Source organism: Synechococcus sp. R5-13, assembly GCF_047462015.1.
Taxonomy (GTDB): Bacteria; Cyanobacteriota; Cyanobacteriia; order Thermostichales; family Thermostichaceae; genus Thermostichus.
The window spans coordinates 1-17855 of record NZ_JANSIL010000027.1 but is presented as its reverse complement, the minus strand read 5'-3'; the positions used below and the strand labels follow the sequence as shown (position 1 = coordinate 17855).

The following is a 17855-nucleotide window of genomic DNA, read 5'->3' as shown; positions in this document are numbered from 1 at the left end:
CTGCCTGAAGGCAAGGAAAATCCGGTGGAAGAATCAAAGCTTTTCCCTCGGCCCGATTGCCGATTCCAAAGGGTTAAGTCTGTGGTGATTTCGGCATTCCAGTGGCCGGTTTCCCCGCCGGTTGGAGACATGATAACCAATTCTCCTTGAGCGGTACGCTCCAGCTTCAGGTCAGGATTGGCGGCACAAAGCCGAATAAAATCTGCTCGGCTCAGAGTTGTCAGGGGGGATAGATTCAGAGTCAGAGCAACCATGGCAGGCGTTTGGACACTCCTAAACCATTCTTAGAATGAGTCTAATGGGACCTCAGGATTTGCCCTCTGCTCTTAACCAAGCCACATCTTAACTGGGGTGAGGGGCGGGTTTGGTCAGGCCGATCACCTGAGTGTATGCACCGCGGGCCTGGGTTACACCAATGGTGTGCTCAGCTTTTTCGATCATGGGGCGGCGTAAACTGACCACCAAAAACTGCGCCTGACGAGATTGCTGCCAGATCATATTGGCCAATTTTTCCACATTGGCCCCGTCCAAAAACATATCTACTTCATCAAAGGCGTAAAAGCTGGAAGGGCGGAACCGCTGCAGAGCAAAAATAAAGCTGAGGGCTGTCAACGATTTTTCTCCTCCCGACATGGCGCTGAGACGGCGCACCGGCTTACCTTTGGGGTGGGCCACCAAGGTTAGACCGCCTGCAAAGGGATCCTCTGGGTTTTCCAATTCCAAATGACCATCCCCATCGGAAAGTTGGGCAAAGATGGTTTGAAAATGGCCGTTGACGGCATGAAAGGCATCCAAGAAGGCTTGCCGACGCAGGGTGGAAAAGTTCTCGATGCGCAGCAACAACTCGGTGCGCTCTTGGTGCAGGGTTTCCAGTTTGGCGCTGAGATCCCGCAGGCGAGCTTGGGTCTGTTCGTATTCGGCAATGGCCAGCATGTTTACCGGCTCCAGGGATCGCAATTGCTCTTCGATTTTGCGTTTTTGCCGCTGCAGCTCGTCTAAGGTCAGGGTGGCGGGCAAGTCGGGCAGCGGATCCGGCAGCTCTTGAACCACCGCTTGCAGTTGGGTTTGCAGTTGGGCCAGCAGAGCCTCTTTTTCCTGTTGTTGGGTGAGGGCGTTGTAGCGTTCCCACTCCAGGCGTTGGATCTGCTGTTGTTGGGCCCGCAATTGGAATTCTTGCCGATCCCGCTCTTGGCGCAGGTGGGAAAGTCGGGCCTCGATCTGGCTCATCTGTTGCCGTTGCTCGGCAAGGTGTTGCTGGATTTGGCCAAGGGTGGCTTGGGCTTGGACGATTTGCTCCTGCAGATAGGCTTGGCGCTGTTTGCTCTCCTGCAGGCGCTCCTGGTGGTGCTGGATTTGGGCCTGTTTCAGGTGTTGTTGGCCGGAGTTCTCCTGCTGTTGCCGCTCCAGTTGGGCCAGTTGCTGCTGCAGCTCTGCCAAGCGACTTTCTTGCTGCTGCACCGCCTGCTGCAGTTGCTGCCAATGCTGGTTCACCGGGGATCCCTCCAGTTGGCTGAGCTTGAGGGCGAGATCGGCTAGGCGCTGTTGCAAGGGATCCCAACGCAGTTGAATCTGGTCGAGCCGCTGCTGGATCTGGTGGCTTTCGCTTTGCCTTTGCGCCAGGGATCCCTGCAGGTGTTGCAGGCGGGCCTGTTGCTTTTGGCAGTCGGCTTGGTGCCGCTCCAGATATTGCTGGGCTTGCAGGGCGTCTTGGCGAGCCAGGAGCAGGGCTTGGGCCAGTTGTTTTTCGCGGGCTTGGGCTGCTTGTAGGCGCAGGGTGAGGGCGGCCAGCAGTTCCTCCAGCTCGGCCAAGCGGGAGCGCAAGGCGGCCTCCTCGGAAGGTTCGCCGGCAGAAAAGTGGATCCCAGCTCGCTGGGGGGCGCTGCCGCCGGTCATGGCGCCCGAAGTTTCCAACAGCTCCCCTTCCAGAGTAACCATGCGGTGCTTGCCGATGTGGGGCTGGGCCAGCTCTAGGCTTTGGAAAACCAGGGTGGAGCCGAACACAAAGCCGAACACATCCCGGTAGCGCTCTTCAAAACGCACCAAACGAATGGCGTAGTCGATCAGGCCGTCCAATTTCAGGGGGCTGGGGGGGCGGGTGGGCTGGAGCTTATTCAAGGGCAAAAAGGTGGCGCGTCCGGCTTTTTCCCGTTTCAAAAAGTTGACAGCGCTCACGGCCACGGTGTCATCCTCCACCACCACAAAGTGCAGCCGGTTGCCTGCTGCAACCTCCAGGGCCAGTTGATACTGGGGATCCACCTGCCCCAACTGGGCCACCAACCCCAAAACCCCCGGCAGACGGGCACTCAGGATGGCTTGGGTCGCCCGGGATCCCTGGGATTCTTGCAACACTTGGCGGCGGGTTTCCCATTTGTCCAGTTGCCGCTGCTTGGCGTGCAGCTCGGCGGCCAGGCGCTCGTGGGTGGCGCGATCCAGCTCCAGGCCGGCCTGCAGTTGGGCCAGCTCTTGGGCCAAAGTTTGAACCTGAGCTTCCGACTGTCGGCAAGTGTGTTCCAGCTCGGCGGTGAGGGCCAGGTGGGATCCCAGCCACGCCTCGATCTGGGCAATCTCCGCTTGGATCTCTTGGCTTTGTCGTTCCAGTTGCCGTTGTCGCTCTTGCAGGCGAATTTGCTCCTGTTGGAGAGGCTCCTGTTCAGCGCGGAGTTCCTCAATGTGGCGGGTGAGGTAGCGCTGCTGTTTCACCCAGGCATCAGCGGATTGGGCTAGGGCGCGCAGCTGTTCGCGGCTCTGTTCCAAGCTAATTTGGGCTTTCTGAACCTGGGCCTGCAGGGATCCCTGGGCTTGGGCCAGTTGCTCCTGTTGGCTGTGCAGGTGTTCCAGCTCCGCCTGCAGATGCTGCTGTTGGGTTTGCCGCTCCTGATGTAGGCGCTGCGCTTGCTCGATCTCCTGCTGCCAGGCTGCGATCTGTCGGCTGACCTGTTGCCGTTGTGTTTCGGCGGCGGCAATCTGGGCTTGCAGGTGCAGGTATTCCTCCTCTCCAAGGGCGTGGATGCGGCTTTGCAACTCGGTCAGGGCGGCTTCGGCTTGCTGCAAATGCTCGCTCAAGGTCTGCACCTGAGCAGTGGCCTGCTCCTGAGTTTCCAGAAACCGCTGAATGGCCGCCTGGGTTTCTTCCACTTGGGCCTGCAAATGCCGCCAAAGCAACACCTGTTGCTGCTGCTCCAGCGTTTGCAACTGCAGCCGCAGTTGCTGATGGTGTTGAGCCTTTTCGCTCTCTTTGAGCAGCCGTTCTCCCTGGGCTTGCCATTCCTGTTCGATGAGCCGAAAGCGCTCAATTTGTTCCCGTACCGCCTCCAGCTTGCTGTTGGCCTGGGCGATCTTGCGGTCGAAGGTGGCCACCCCCGCCAATTCGTCGATGATCTGCCGCCGTTCCTTGGGGTGCATGGAAATGATACTGGTGACATCCCCTTGTAAAACAACGTTGTAGCCGTTGGGGTAGATGTGCATCGCCTCCAGTTGTTCGTGCAGCTCGCTCAGGGTACAGGGCACATCGTTGATATAAAAGGTGCTGGTGTAGGGGAGAGAATCCGTCCCACTATCGCGGGCGAGCTCCTCAGCCTTTCCGGGCCTGACCCGCAGCCGGCGACTGACTTTCCATTCCCTGGGCTGGCCATCTTCTCCCGGCCCCAGCTCAAAGGTGACGGAAACGTGGGTTTCCACCTGCCGATTGCCGTTGAGGCTGCCGGAATGCACCAGATCCAAAAGCCTCTCTGCCCGCATCCCCCGCGAGGACGATAAACCCAGCGCGAACAGGATCCCATCCAGGATGTTGGACTTGCCGGAGCCATTGGGGCCGGAAATGACCGTAAAGCCCGGCAGCAGGGGCAACGAGGTGGTGCTGCCAAACGACTTAAATCGGGTCAGCTCAATCCGCTTGATGTACATCACACCCCACATCTAGCGTGGCCACCAGCATATGATGGCAACAGGCTAGCATGGGTAGCAAAAACCTGTGCAGCCTAGGTCTCTAGGACAGCCTGGGATCCGCATCTGTGCTGACGAGCAGGTCGGCCTTTTGGAGAAGACGATGCACCTCCGCCCTCAGCTCCGGCCAGCGGTAGGTCAGTAAGTTTGCCTTGGAGATAAACAGCAGCCGGTATCCGGGTTTCAGGTTTGGGCACAGAGGGCGCAAGATTTCTCGCAACTGGCGTCGCAGCCGATTCCGTTTTACGGCAGATTTGCTCACCTTTCTGCCGATCACCAGCCCCACTTGGCTAGGGATCCCTTCGCACCCTGCGGGCATCGGCTGAAACAGCAGGGTCAAGCCTGCACCGGAACGACGTTGGCCCCCCTGGTAGAGCGCCTGAAAAGCTCGTCGATCCCGCAATCGATGAGGAGCCGGCAACATTTATTTGGGCCCCGAAGTCAGCCTGTTTTGGGCTGCAACGCTCCAAAAAACCAAGACAAATCAAATCTCTGACCAAAGGGCTTAGGAAACCGCCAGGCGATAACGCCCCTTGGCCCGCCGTCGCCGCAAGACCTGACGCCCAGTTGCCGTTCGCATTCTGGCCCGAAACCCAGAAACCCGAATGCGTCTGCGATTGGTGCCACGAAGGGTACGCTGAGTCATGGTGAGAAGCCAACTTATGAATCCAAGATCATTTGCCAGAGCTGACCAGACCGAAATTAGCCCGCTTGAAACTGATCGCAGACGCTTAATCTTAGCAGACTCAATGGAAAATTGCTAGATTGGCCACCCCGCGCCGAGCAGTTAAATTGGGAATCCCGAAGCTCCTGTCGAGGAAGCCGCCGCTGTTTCCTCTGGGCTTCTGCTGTGTCGCTCTGAGTGTGTGGTGTGGATATTTCCCTGGATCAGCTCTGGGATGAAGCCCTGTGTCATCTGCAGGTGCAGCTCAGCCGCCCAACCTTTGAGGCTTGGATCAAAACGGCGCGGGCTGAATCGTTGGTGGACAACCGCCTCACCATCTGTACCCCCAGCGAATGGGCACGGGGCTGGCTGCAAAAGCACTACGCTTCCACCATCACCGAGGTGGTGCAGCGGGTAGCCGGGATCCCTTTGCAGGTGGAGTTTTCCGTTTCCCCCCACGCTTCTGTCGAGGCAGAACCCCCTTCAAGGGCGATTTCCCCAACATCGGGCAGAGCCGGCAGCTTACCTGCCTCCACCACCCTAGGACTGGAAGTCGGCGGCAGCCTGCCCATGCGGGCGCCGGATCTCAACCCCAAGTATTCCTTCTCGCGGTTTGTGGTTGGCCCCAACAACCGCATGGCTCACGCTGCAGCTCTGGCTGTGGCCGACAAGCCTGGGCGCGCCTACAACCCCCTGTTTCTCTGCGGTGGGGTGGGTCTGGGCAAAACCCACCTGATGCAGGCCATTGGCCACTACCAACTGGAGGCCAATTCACGCGCCAAGGTCTTCTACGTGTCCACCGAACGGTTTACCAACGATTTAATCGATGCCATCCGGCGAGACAGCATGCAGTCTTTCCGGGAGCACTATCGAGATGTAGATATTTTATTGGTGGATGACGTTCAATTTATCGAAGGCAAAGAGTACACCCAAGAGGAGTTTTTTCACACCTTTAATACGCTGCACGAGTCCGGCAAACAGATCGTACTGGCCGCCGACCGCTCTCCTCATCTGATCCCGCGTCTGCAGGAGCGGCTTTGTTCTCGTTTCTCCATGGGTTTGATTGCGGAAATTCAATCGCCCGATATCGAAACCCGCATGGCCATTCTCAAGAAGAAAGCCGAGTACGAGGGGATGAACCTGCCCGCCGACGTGATCGAGTACATTGCCACCACCTACACCAGCAACATCCGCGAGCTGGAAGGTGCCCTGATCCGCGCCGTCGCCTATGTTTCCATTTCCGGCTTGCCGATGAGTGTAGAGACGATTCAGCCCATCCTCAATCCCCCCAGCGAGCCGAAAGAGATCACCGCCGACATGATTACCGATGTGGTCTGTGAAGAATTCGGCATCGACCGAGACAGTTTACTGGGATCCTCCCGCAAGCGTGACATCAGCCAAGCACGGCAAATTGCCATGTTCTTGATGCGCCACTACACCAACCTCAGCCTGCCCAAAATTGGCGACTACTTTGGGGGAAAAGATCACACCACCGTCCTCTATAGCTGTGAAAAGGTCAGTCAGCTACAGCGGCAAAGTCTGCAATTTGAACGGCAACTGCAAAAATTGGTCGAGCGCTTGCGGGTGGTTGCCAACAGCCGGAACAGCTAGGCTTTCTGTTGTCGTTGAGCCGTCTTTGAGGTGTTGTTGCCGCGCTGTGGAGCACCTCCAGCCTTGCCCGTCTGCGTGGAGAATCCCTCGGAAAGCGGCTACAGTAGGGACGCAATGAATGTGGTTGCAGGTGGTGAGACAGTCTGGCAAAGGGCTTCGCCTGGGTATGCTGCTCCTCTGGGCTGGACTGGTGCCTGAGCGGCCGGTTTGGGCCAATTCCCAGCAAGCCCCTATTCCAGATCCGGTGCCGGCCATCCTCTCAGCCGCTTTGGATTTGGGCTTGGATGACCGAATTTTAGAAGACAGCCCCGTGTTGCGCCGCTGGCTGCAAAACCCGCCCAATCTCCTGGAAGAAATCCGCAACACGCCCGTCTTGCCCACCCGCTTGCAGGCCGGCTTTGAGTCCTCTTCGCACTGGCGAATCAGCCTGCAGGATTTGCGCCTGGGAGATCGCCTCACCCTCAGCGGTGACTATCGCCAATCTTCCGAACATCCCGAAGTGCGCCAGTACGGGTCGGAGATGCGATACTTTCTGGCCCCCCTGGGATCCCGTTTTAATCTGGCGCCACAACTGGGGTATCGGGCTTTGGAACAAAAAAACCGCAGCCTCAGCGGAGTTAGCTATGGGGCTTTTGCCGTTTTGGCCTTGGCTCCCGGAGCTGCAGATTTGACCGGTAGCTACAGTTGGGTTGCCCCCCAGGAGCCGGAAGAAGGACAGGCCACCCTGGCGGAGCTCACTGCTGCCTACGCCATTAGCCCTTCCTTTCGTCTTTCTGCTCGCTATAGCCTGCGCAACTCGACCTTGGATCGGGAGTTTAGCTTTGGCGTTGGGCTGGAGTGGATCCCCTAGCCTGCGCTCTCGCCCTCACTCCCAGGCCCTCTCCCGGTGGAAGAGGAGGGCTGGGGATCGACGCGACTTGGATTTGGGTGATGGCTCCGCTCTGGACTCTAATGAATGGCCACCTCAACCCAGCCCAGATCAGAGGCGCACCGCCCGCACAAAGGCCACCCAACCCAAGCTGAGATAACGCTCCAACTGCAGCCCCACCTGTTGAAGGTGCTCGCGCAACTGGGTTTCCGAGAAAAAATGAAGGCCGGTGGCTTCCAGCCATTGCTGCACCATCTGCCCCCATCCCTGTACCTGCTGGCTGTGCATCGAGACAAAGGCCCCTCCCGGTTTCAAGACGCGGGCAATTTCCCGCAAACAGGGATCCAAAGGCAATTCGTTCAAGGTGGCCCCGCTGATCACCGCCCCAAAAGTTCCAGAGGCGAGGGGAAGCTGTTCGGCTCGGGCCCGCATCAGGCTGTAGTGCTGCCAGTGGGGCTGCGCTTGTTGAGCGGCTTCCGCCAATACCCCTGCCGCATTGTCCAGGCCGATCACCGTCCGTTGTGGATCCTTGGCCAAGAGCAAGCGGCTCCAGTACCCCCCGGCAGTGCCCAAATCCAAGATGGGATCCCCCTCCCCTACCAACTCGGCCAGCAGTTGACTCTCCCGCTCGCTGCCAAAGCTCTCCCCCGTCAGTAGCGACAGGGCCCAGGGCCGCCAGAGGCGATCGTAGCCCCAGGCAAACCCAGGCAGATGGGCAATGGCTTGGGCCGGCGTGAGATGCAGGTCCGATGAGCTGCCGATAAAATCCACAGCCCCAGAAGCGGTGATGGGGTAAATTTGGCCACAACTGGGACAATAAACCCGATCTGCCACGGATCCCTGTTCCCGCCCTGGTGATTGGGTCAACCCTTCCCGACCGCAGCTCAGGCAGCGATAAAGGTGAACCGGCAAAGCAGAGAGCGAAGAGAGCATGCGACAGCCCAACGCAACCCAAAACTCGCGAGGAAAAGGGGGCAGCTGCCGGGATCCAGCCCCAACAACCCCCCCAGTTGTCTATCTGGCAATGGAGATGGGATCCCTTAGACCAACTTTGGACTCCGTCCCGCTTCCGCAAGTGGACTGGGCAGGCCGACCTTCTCCGGGATGGGCACATACTCTGAGACAATCGCCCGGAATTCGTCGCCATCCAGGGTTTCCCGTTCCACCAAGGTATCGGCCAATCGATCCAGCAGAGGGCGGTGCTCCAGCAAAATCTGCTTGGCTTTCTGGTAACAGCTCTCCAGGATCTGCCGCACCTGGCGGTCGATCTTGGCGGCCACATCCTCCGAGTACTCGACGCGGTTCATCCAGCCGCCGCCCAAGAATACCTCGTTGTTGGGGGGATCCAGCATCAAGGGCCCCAGCTCAGACATGCCAAAGCGGGTCACCATCTGCCGCACCAGATTCGTGTTCTGCTGCAGGTCGTTGCTGGCTCCGGTGGTCACTTCCGAGTAGCCGAAGACGATCTCTTCGGCCGCCCGACCGCCAAAGCCCACCACCACCCGATCCAGCAGCCAAGCGCGGCTGTACATGCCGGAGTCGATCTGCTCCTCGTTGGGCAGTTGCTGGGCAAAGCCACCTGCGCCGCCGGAACGGGGGATGATGGTCACCTTGTTCAAGGGATCCGCGTGGGGCAAAAGTGTCATCAACAGGGCATGGCCACACTCGTGGTAGGCGATCAGGCGCTTGCTCTTGCCGTCCAACAGCGGGGGCTTGGTCAGGCCGATGGTGATGCGGTCGATGGCATCGTCAATGTCTTGGTTGGTGATGGCCATGCGCTGACGGCGGGCCGCCAAAATGGCCGCTTCATTGAGCAGGTTGGCCAGATCCGCACCGGCAAAGCCGGGGGTACGGCGGGCAATCGCCTCCAGGCTGACCTCTTCCGCCAGCTTCTTGTTGCGGGCATGCACCCGCAAGATCTCGTAGCGCCCCTTGAAACTGGGCCGATCCACCGTAATCTGGCGGTCGAAGCGCCCCGGACGCAAGAGAGCGGCATCCAACACATCAGGGCGGTTGGTGGCGGCAATCACGATAATGCCGGTGTTGCCCTCAAAGCCGTCCATCTCCGTGAGCAACTGGTTCAGGGTTTGCTCGCGTTCGTCGTTGCCACCGCCGATGCCAGCCCCCCGCTGCCGGCCCACCGCGTCGATCTCGTCGATGAAGACGATGCAAGGCGCATTCTCCTTGGCCTTCTTGAAGAGATCCCGCACGCGAGAGGCGCCCACCCCGACAAACATTTCCACAAACTCAGAGCCGGAAAGGCTGAAAAAGGGCACTCCTGCCTCGCCGGCAATGGCCTTGGCCAGAAGGGTTTTTCCCGTCCCCGGCGGCCCCACCAACAACACGCCTTTGGGGATCTTGGCCCCAACAGCGGTGAAGCGCTCCGGCTTCTTCAAGAAGGTAACCACCTCTTGCAATTCTTCTTTGGCTTCTTCAATCCCGGCCACATCGTCGAACTTAACGCCGGTTTTGGCTTCCATCTGGAAGCGGGCCCGCGATTTGCCGAAGTTCATTGCCTGCCCAGGGCCGCCCGCTCCGCCACCGGCACGCCGCAGGAAAAAGAACAACCCTCCCAACAGCAACAGCGGGATCACCAGGTTGCCCAGAAGCGCCCAAAAGGCGCTGCCATTGCGGGTGGGTACCACTGCCACTTCGATCCCCTGCTCGGTGAGGCGGTCCACCAGTTGCGGTACGGTGTTGGGCAGCAGGTTCACTCGGTAGCGGGTGGAATGCTGGGTCTGGGGATCCACAGCCGTAACTTCAGCTACCAGATTGTTGTCCGTGAGGCGCACATCCGTAACCCGCCCCTCCTCGACGTAGCGCAAAAAGCGATCGTAGGTGAGGGCCGAGGCCAAAGCTGCATGGGCGGGTGCAGGCTGCAGCACCAGGCCGGATCCCTGCCAGAGACAAAAGCCCAGCAGGAGGGCGATCAACCAGCGCTGGGGAGATAGAGGCTTGTTCATAGGGAAGAGAACGCTCGGTTATTAAAAGTCCTCTAACAAACTTAACCTGTCCCTCCTGGAAGGCACAACCCTGCCCCCGCACCAAGGAGAACTCAATGGGCTTGAGATCTTGTAGGGATCCCTGCCCGCCACCAGCCTGCAATTAGGCCGAGCCGGGGGATCCCAGACCATCCAGCCCATAGACGCGCCGCCACATGGAGTCAGCCAGAGCAGCGGGCATGAGCCGCATCAGCCCCAACGCCACCTTACCCCCCGTGAAAGCGGTGTAGCGGTCGGAAGGGTGAGGATCGGTCATCGCCCTCAGGATCGGCTCCACCACCTTCTCCACCGGCCAGGCCATTTTGCTGAACGAGCTGGCCAGATCGGCGGTCTTGTCCAAGATCGCTTTGTAGGGGCCATTGGGGTTGACAACGGCAGCAAAGGTTTCTTCCGCCACGCGGCCAAACTCGGTGGCTACCGGCCCCGGCTCGATTAAGATAACCTTGATGCCGAAGGGGGCCACCTCCACCCGCAGGGCGTCGCTGAGGGCTTCGACAGCAAACTTGGTGGCGCTGTAAACGCCGCTGAAAGGCATGGACAGCTGGCCGGCCACCGAGCTGAGGTTGAGGATGCGGCCACTGCCCCGTTCCCGCATTTGGGGCAAGAGGGCACGGGTGAGAGCATGCAGGCCAAACACATTCACCTCAAACTGGCGCCGCATGGCCGCCACATCCACCTCTTCCACCGGCCCCATCTGGCCATAGCCGGCGTTGTTCACCAGGATATCCACCCGGCCAAAATGATCCAGAGCCTTTTGGGCCAGCGCCTCCACCTGGGCCGTATCGGCCATGTCGGTGGGCACCACCAGCGCCTCCGCTCCCCGACTCTCCACCAAGTCTTTGACGTTTCGCAGCAGCCCTTCCCGGCGGGCCGCCAGCACCAAGCGAGCCCCGCGTTTGGCCGCCTCCAGAGCGACGGCTTCCCCAATTCCAGCAGAGGCGCCGGTAATCAGCACCACCTGATTTGCAAGTGAAGGCATGGTTTCTTTTATCCAAACTCTCCACCATCCTAGAAGAACGACTGGAATCCCTGGAGAGGGGCAGCCTCGCCTTCCGAACTTCTGGATTCGGCATCCGCTATCATGGCTACATTGGGTAAACCCAGAAAACAGCCGGGACAAAGCCCGATAGACAGGTCTCTGCTTGGGCTGAAGTCCTATGGTGCTTTGATTTAAAGTAGAGAGTTGTGTATAGGGTGCAGCGACTGTGAAGTACTTCTGCAGGCGAGTTGGCCGAGGTCGATCTCTCTCCCCGGAAGAGCGTTGGGTTGTTACTGAGGTTCGATTGGCTCAATTGCTCAGGGCAGCGGAAGCCAACTTGCGGGCCAATTCTGAGTTGCGCCAACAGCAGCAGGAGCAGCAAAAGCAACTGGAAGCCGAGCGCCGCCACAGCGAAGCCCTAAGAGACTCGACCGCCGATTTGCGCACCAGCGTGATGGAGCTGCGGGAAGGACAGGCCCTTTGGCAGAGCCATGTGGAAGAGCTGCGCTCTTGTCTGCGGGAGCTGCTCAAGGAACAAAGCGAACTGGTGCAGATTGTTGCCCAGCAGCAGCACATCCTGAAGGATTGTCAGGAAGTCATCCGCGCCATGCTGGAGCAAATGCGAGATGACCACCGAGACTTCCGCTCTGCCATCAGCATTTTGCTGGAGGAGCTGCACCAAACCGTGCGCTGTTTGGTTATCAGGTCAGGTGGCACCCTACCCAAGCCCGTTCGCCATCCCGAAGTGCCGGAGACGGATCCCGGCTCCCCGCCGACCGATTCGGCCTCGCCTGGGGAAGGCTCTTCGTCCTAGGGATCTTCTGCTCCCCCAAGAGCTATCCCACATCGCCTTCCGGCAGCCACTGCGGCCAGAACAGGCGCAACTCCCTGACCCGCTCCCCTTTGACCAGGAGGGATCCGCCCCCGGAGCGGCTTTGCAGCGGGATCTCGGCAGGAGAGAAGGAGTACACCTGTTCAGACTCCGTGATCACATCCAGTTGCAGATGGGAAGGCCTCTCCAGCTCGGGGGGGAGACCCACCAAGCCCACCAGCACATCCCCTCGGTCGGAGAAGTGAAAGGCCGGCGCGCCCACCGGACTCCGCTCCAAGATGGGGATCTCCTCCAGAGACAAGCGCTTCAGATAGCCCGACCGGCTGGCCAGAACCAGGATCCCTTGGGAGGGCAGCAGCGCCATACCAACTATTCGCTCGGCGCGCCCCAAACGCAGGGCCGGCGATCCCATAGCCGCTCGACCCATCAAAGGGATCCCTTCGGCAGCCAGCCGCAGCACCCGTCCCCCTGAAGTCGCCAGAGCAACGCTGTAGCCTTGGTGGCCGGGATCCCAAAGGGCTGCCCAGCCCAGCTCATCTCCCTCCTTTAGTTTGAGGACGGTGGATCCCCGTTGGGTAAGGCCCATCAACTCTGCCAGGGCCAGCCGCTTGATCCGCCCCTGCCGGCTGAGCACCACCAAACTTGCCTTGCCCGGATCCGGAGCCAACGTGAAGGTGGCGACGATCGGCTCAGGGTTGGGAAGAAGGGTGAGCAGGGGTACCCCCCGTGAAGAGCCAGTGCTGAGGGGAATCCCTGCGATGGGCACGGTAAAAGCCTTGCCGCCAGCGGTGAGCACCAAGATTTCCTGCTCCAGCGTGGCGCATTCCAGGCCGACCAGTAGATCCTCCCCCACTTCCCGCTGCGCGGGGTTGCTGCGGGAGCGACGGCCAGGCAGAGGCAGGCGGCGCACATAGCCCTTGCGGGTGAATTGCAGCAAGAAGTGGGTCTCTTCCGTCTCTTCACCGCTGGGGATTTGGGCCACTTCCGCTTCCAGCTCCGAGGCCGAGAGGATCTGGGTGCGCCGGGGATCCCCGAAGGTCTTTTTCAGGTGTCGCAGCTCTTTTTTCAAATAATTCAAGAGCTTGCGGCGGTCGCTGAGTAGCCCCTGCAGTTCTTCGATGCGGGTCTGCAACTGGGCGTGTTCCTGGTGCAGCCGTTCCCGCTCCAATCCCGTCAGGCGACGCAGAGGCATGGCCAAAATCGTCTCTGCCTGCTGGGGGGTACAGCCCAGGCGAGTTTGCAATTGGGCTTTGGCCGTGGTACCATCGGGCGCTTGCCGCAGCAGCTCGATCACCCCCTCCAGATCCGCCAACGCCAGCAACATTCCTGCCACCTCTTCCGCCTTGCGCTGCACCTGCTGCAACTCGGCACGGAACATCCGGTTGAGGGTGGCCTCGCGAAATTGCAAGAAGTGTTGCAGGATGTCCTTGAGGCTGAGCTGCCGCGGTTCCCCGTTCACCAAAGCCAGCAGGATGGCTCCAAAGTTGCTTTGCAAAGGGGTGAGCTTATACAACTGCTGCAAAACCGCCTGCGGGTTGGCTTCTCGCTTGAGCTCCACCACCACGCGAATGCCGCTGCGATCCGACTCATCCCGCAGATCGGCGATGCCGCTGATGCGGTCTTGGTTGGCCAGCTCGGCCACTTTTTCGATCCAGGCGGCTTTGTTCACCTGATAGGGAAACTCGCTGATGACTAGAGCAGGCCGCCGGTGGCGTCCTTTGCCCGGCTGGATCTCCTCAAATCGGGCTACCCCCCGCAGGGTGATGGAACCGCGCCCGGTGAGGTAGGCTTCGCGGATCCCTTGGGTGTCTAAGATTTGGCCGCCGGTGGGAAAATCCGGCCCTGGGATCCACCGCAACAGTTCCTCAGGGCTAAGGTCGGGATGGTCGATCAAAGCCAACAGGCCATCCACCACTTCCCCCAGGTTGTGGGGTGGGATATTGGTGGCCATGCCCACGGCAATGCCGGAAGAGCCGTTGAGCAGCAAAATGGGCAATCGGGCCGGGAGAACGGTGGGCTCCGCCTGGGATCCGTCGAAATTGGGCATGAAATCGACGATCTCTTCCGACACCTGCTCCAGAAGCGCTGTGTGGCTCAGCTCCGCCAGCCGGCACTCCGTGTAGCGCATAGCCGCCGGCGGGTCATCGTCCACCGAGCCGAAGTTGCCGTGTCCCGCCACCAGGGGATAGCGGCTGGAAAAGTCTTGCACCATGCGCACCAGCGCGTCATAAACTGCCTGATCCCCGTGGGGGTGATATTTCCCCAGCACATCCCCCACCACCCGTGCGCATTTGCGGTAGGGGCGATCCGGCGTCAGGCCCAGCTCGTGCATGGCGTAGAGGATGCGGCGGTGTACCGGCTTGAGGCCATCCCGCACATCCGGCAAGGCCCGCCCCACGATCACGCTCATGGCGTATTCCAGGTAGGAGCGCTGCATCTCCCCCTGCAAATCGGTTACAATCACCCGACCCAGACGGGATCCCCCATTCGATCCCAATCCCAGTCCGTCGAGAGTCAGTTGCTGAGTCATGGCACACAGGAGCGGAACGCTTTCCAGGTTACTCTAGCCGCTTCTGCGGCCCCTGCGAGAGGGATCCCATCTCGATAGGAGTTGAGAGCAGACCGAACACCGAAACGCCTACCTCGTGCTATGACTTGAAGCGGCAGCACCCACCGCAACACCACTATGGCCGATACCCCGATCCGTTTTGGCACCGACGGCTGGCGAGCCGTGATTGCCGATGGCTTCACGTTTCAGAACCTGAGCATTGCCGCCCAGGCCAGCGCCCAAGTGTTGGCCCGCACCTACCCCGGCGAAGGGATCCTGGTCGGCTACGACAACCGCTTTCTCTCGGAGCGCTTTGCCGCCCACGCTGCCGAAGTGGTGGCCCGATTGGGGATCCCGGTCTATCTCTCCACCACAGTGGCCCCAACGCCGGCCTTTAGCTGGGGTGCTAAGGAGCGAGGCTGCCATGGCGCTTTGGTGATCACCGCCAGCCACAACCCCCCCCACTATTCCGGCCTCAAGGTCAAGGGGGGATTTGGTGGATCCGTGCCCCCGGAAGTTACTGCTGCCATCGAGCAGGAGATGCAAAACCTGAAACCGCTGGGATCCGCAAAGGCTCCTATTGAAACCTGGGATCCCTGGCCCGGCTACCTGGCTCAGCTCAGCCGCTTTGTGGATCTGGAAAAGCTCAAAGGATCCCCGGCCAAGATTTGGGTGGATGTCATGTTTGGCTCTGGCGCTGGCGGCCTCAAGCGCCTCTTGGGGGAGAAGGTCATTGAGTTGCAGGCGCATCGGGATCCCTTGTTTGGGGGATTTCCCCCTGAGCCTTTGCCGCAAAACCTGCAGGCTTCCGCTCAGATCATCGCGGCGGATCCGGCCCCCTTGAAAATGGGCCTGGTCTTTGATGGAGATGCCGACCGCATTGCCGCCCTGGATGGGCAGGGCCATTTCCTCAGCCCCCAGATCCTCATTCCCATCTTGATCGACCACTTGGCGGGGCGACGCGGCTTACGGGGCGAGATTGTCAAAACCATCAGCGGCTCTGAGCTGTTTGTTAAAGTTGCCGAGCGCTATGGCCTGCCGGTTACGGAAATGCCGGTGGGCTTCAAGTACATTGCCGAGCGCATGATGAGCACCCAGGTGCTGTTGGGCGGGGAAGAATCGGGCGGCATCGGCTACTTGGGCCACATTCCCGAGCGGGATGCTCTGCTTTCGGCCCTCTATCTCATCGAAGCGGTCGCGGAAACCGGCCAAGATCTCAGCACCATCTACCGGGCTTTGCAGGAACGGGAAGGGTTCACCTCTGTTTACCTGCGCCGCGATCTCCACCTCGCGGATCAAAACCAACAAACTGAGTTATTCAAACGGCTACAGATGGATCCCCCGGCTGAGATTTTGGGGCAGAAAGTGATCAAGCATTTCGACAAAGACGGCCACAAATTTACCCTTGCCGACGGCAGTTGGGTGATGATTCGCGGCAGTGGCACCGAGCCTCTGCTGAGGTTGTACTCAGAGGCGAAAGACCTAAAAGCAGTGAACGCCCTCCTGGATTGGGCAGCAACATTGGCAGCTTAGTTCAGATCCGAGTACCAAGCCCTACGATACTGATCCGAAAAGCACGGACTAAGCGCGCCCAGCCCCTGAGGAGACACGCTGGGGACTTTGGATTTGATGTGATCAGTTCCATCACCCCCTCCTAGCTTTGCACAGATTTCTTAGAGGCGATATTTGCTACTCGACTTTGACCGCTGCAAACTTCTGAGCTGCAATTGGGGGAGTCGAAGAGTTAGTAACCGTTACCAGTGCAGCAAAAGAAAAGCCGATTGGGTGTAGCTCAACAGTCTCACCCAAGATGGTCTTGGACATTCATACAAGCCAGGCATGTATCGTCTACTTAACTGTAATGTTCACACGTGCCTGCGCCGAGATAGGAGGACTAGAAGAGTCCGTAACAGTCACCAATGTCAAGAGAGTAGAGCCAATGGGAGGAGTGTTTTCGGTGTCTGGACACTGCACCTTGATTGCCCCCGTTGGCCTGTCAAACGAAAAGCCATCTGGCGGTGGAGGTTCAGGCTCTGCCTTGAAAGTTAGGGGTCTAAGGACTCTACCTTGGATGGTAATTTTTGGATTTACGATGACTAGATTACGAAGGTTTTTGGTGCAATCTACTGAATCCCCATATTCAAGCTGGATAGAACCTACAGCTGATTTCACAGGAATCACAAAGTTAATATCACTGGTCAGGAAGTTGCTGGCAGTAGTTAAGGATGGGTTAAGCTTAATAGTGATGGAGCCAGTGAATACCCCGTCCGTTAGTCGAATAACTCCGAATTCTTGAGGCCCTTTGCTACCTTCCTTAAAGAGGAGAGTAGAGGTCGAAACAGTGAACGGAGCGCCCGCCCCAAAGGGGTTAGGAGTTCCGCTGACATCCAAAACAACCTGCCCACCAATCGGAGGGGCTGCGAGTTCGACCCTGACAACCTTGGTAGCCCCAACTATGTCATTATCGAGAAACTCTATCGTCGAAGGGGTAACCGTAATGGTAGGCGGCGCTTTCTGCAATACCTTAACCGGCACAAGAACATTCACACTGCCCACCGGGTAATTGACAGCTGTTGTGGCAGGGTCGCGGGTAACTATTATGGTGGCATTGCCTTCCTGAGTGGCCGGGATCAAACGGGTTAATGTAACTGTGGGCTTATCCTCGGATCCCGGTGGAATGACAACAGTTACGAAAGAGGCAGCTGTTGTAGAAACACCCACCACCTGTGGGTTATTGCTTTCCACCTTCAACACCAAACTGCCATTAGCAGGAGCTTTGGAAGGCGTAAGGGTTATAGTTTCGGTAGAACCAACAGTTGTGCCTTCCGCAAACACAACTTTTTCCGGCGTAACGCTAACTTTCTCAGCAGGGAACGGAGGGGGGGGAGGAGGAGGGAAAGGAGTAAAAGGAACAGGGATCTCCGCCTTAATGGTGGGAACAGGAGCAGGAGAGGGAATCGGAGGAATGGTTGGGGCTGGGAGAGGAGGTTGGATAGCAATGGTAGGAGTTGGTAAAGGGATCCCTGGCGCTATGGGAGGTAAGCCTACCTCGGTGCCTCCGGTAGGCACGCTAGGAGTTTGAGGGGGGATTATTGGCCCAGGAAGAAGGCTGGTTACGCTCCTATCCTCCTTTGCCTGTTGGCAGCCAATCAAACTGGCTGTGGTGAAGAAAACAGCCCAGATACTGCCCAAAGTGTGCAACCAATCCTTCTTGATCTTCATCTCCTCGCACCTTCACTCACCAAGTTGACATTGCAGAGTTGGCCGAACTCGCAGCGAATAACACCGTTACGGATTAACCACCAGATTGATGGGAGGAGCTGCACTGGGTAGAGTCTGATTGTTCGACACAAATAGCAGCGGCAATGTGTAGATCCCAGGAGCCGTTGCTTGAATGGAGACGTTCACC

General features: G+C 59.0%; 13 protein-coding genes. 4 read left to right on the top strand and 9 right to left on the bottom strand.

Features of this window, described 5'->3' with window-relative positions:
- From NW840_RS02410 to rpmH, 4 genes are all read right to left on the bottom strand, one after another.
- Positions 1–254, bottom strand: a 254-nt coding sequence (locus NW840_RS02410) for a Uma2 family endonuclease (RefSeq protein ID WP_414342202.1), incomplete at its 3' end; no start/stop codon positions are given.
- Between the two features lie 88 nt (positions 255–342).
- Positions 343–3903 carry a chromosome segregation protein SMC gene (gene smc / locus NW840_RS02405; protein WP_414342204.1) on the bottom strand — a complete coding sequence of 1187 codons (3561 nt, stop codon included), beginning with the start codon at positions 3901–3903 and terminating at the stop codon, positions 343–345.
- A gap of 82 nt (positions 3904–3985) precedes the next feature.
- Complete coding sequence (rnpA, locus tag NW840_RS02400) at positions 3986–4366, bottom strand: ribonuclease P protein component (protein WP_414342200.1); 381 nt, start codon at positions 4364–4366, stop codon at positions 3986–3988.
- A gap of 81 nt (positions 4367–4447) precedes the next feature.
- Positions 4448–4588, bottom strand: coding sequence for a 50S ribosomal protein L34 (gene rpmH, locus NW840_RS02395; protein WP_011434477.1), 141 nt, complete (start codon positions 4586–4588; stop codon positions 4448–4450).
- Positions 4589–4813: 225 nt separating this feature from the next.
- Here rpmH and dnaA point away from each other — a divergent pair, with 225 nt between their 5' ends.
- On the top strand, positions 4814–6217 hold the full coding sequence (gene dnaA, locus NW840_RS02390; protein ID WP_414342198.1) for a chromosomal replication initiator protein DnaA: 1404 nt from the start codon (positions 4814–4816) through the stop codon (positions 6215–6217).
- Positions 6218–6383: 166 nt separating this feature from the next.
- Positions 6384–7067, top strand: a complete 684-nt coding sequence (locus NW840_RS02385) for a hypothetical protein (RefSeq protein WP_414342196.1) — start codon at positions 6384–6386, stop codon at positions 7065–7067.
- A gap of 129 nt (positions 7068–7196) precedes the next feature.
- Here the strand turns inward: NW840_RS02385 and NW840_RS02380 are convergent, their stop codons facing one another.
- From NW840_RS02380 to NW840_RS02370, 3 genes are all read right to left on the bottom strand, one after another.
- Positions 7197–8018: a class I SAM-dependent methyltransferase gene (locus tag NW840_RS02380; protein WP_414342194.1), complete on the bottom strand. Its 822-nt coding sequence runs from the start codon at positions 8016–8018 to the stop codon at positions 7197–7199.
- Between the two features lie 107 nt (positions 8019–8125).
- Positions 8126–10048 (bottom strand): ATP-dependent zinc metalloprotease FtsH, encoded by a 1923-nt coding sequence (gene ftsH, locus NW840_RS02375; RefSeq protein WP_414332083.1) that lies wholly within the window; start codon positions 10046–10048, stop codon positions 8126–8128.
- A 142-nt stretch (positions 10049–10190) separates the two neighbouring features.
- Positions 10191–11066: an SDR family NAD(P)-dependent oxidoreductase gene (locus tag NW840_RS02370; RefSeq protein WP_414332084.1), complete on the bottom strand. Its 876-nt coding sequence runs from the start codon at positions 11064–11066 to the stop codon at positions 10191–10193.
- A gap of 304 nt (positions 11067–11370) precedes the next feature.
- Here NW840_RS02370 and NW840_RS02365 point away from each other — a divergent pair, with 304 nt between their 5' ends.
- Entirely contained in the window at positions 11371–11880 is a 510-nt protein-coding gene (locus NW840_RS02365) for a hypothetical protein (protein ID WP_414342192.1), read from the top strand.
- A 22-nt stretch (positions 11881–11902) separates the two neighbouring features.
- Here the strand turns inward: NW840_RS02365 and NW840_RS02360 are convergent, their stop codons facing one another.
- Positions 11903–14428, bottom strand: a complete 2526-nt coding sequence (locus NW840_RS02360) for a DNA gyrase/topoisomerase IV subunit A (RefSeq protein ID WP_414342190.1) — start codon at positions 14426–14428, stop codon at positions 11903–11905.
- Positions 14429–14584: 156 nt separating this feature from the next.
- Here NW840_RS02360 and NW840_RS02355 point away from each other — a divergent pair, with 156 nt between their 5' ends.
- Positions 14585–15979, top strand: a complete 1395-nt coding sequence (locus NW840_RS02355) for a phosphoglucomutase/phosphomannomutase family protein (protein ID WP_414342189.1) — start codon at positions 14585–14587, stop codon at positions 15977–15979.
- A gap of 315 nt (positions 15980–16294) precedes the next feature.
- On the opposite strand, the gene NW840_RS02350 is transcribed toward NW840_RS02355, so the two are convergent.
- Positions 16295–17281 (bottom strand): hypothetical protein, encoded by a 987-nt coding sequence (locus tag NW840_RS02350; protein ID WP_414342188.1) that lies wholly within the window; start codon positions 17279–17281, stop codon positions 16295–16297.
- Positions 17282–17855 lie beyond the last annotated feature (574 nt).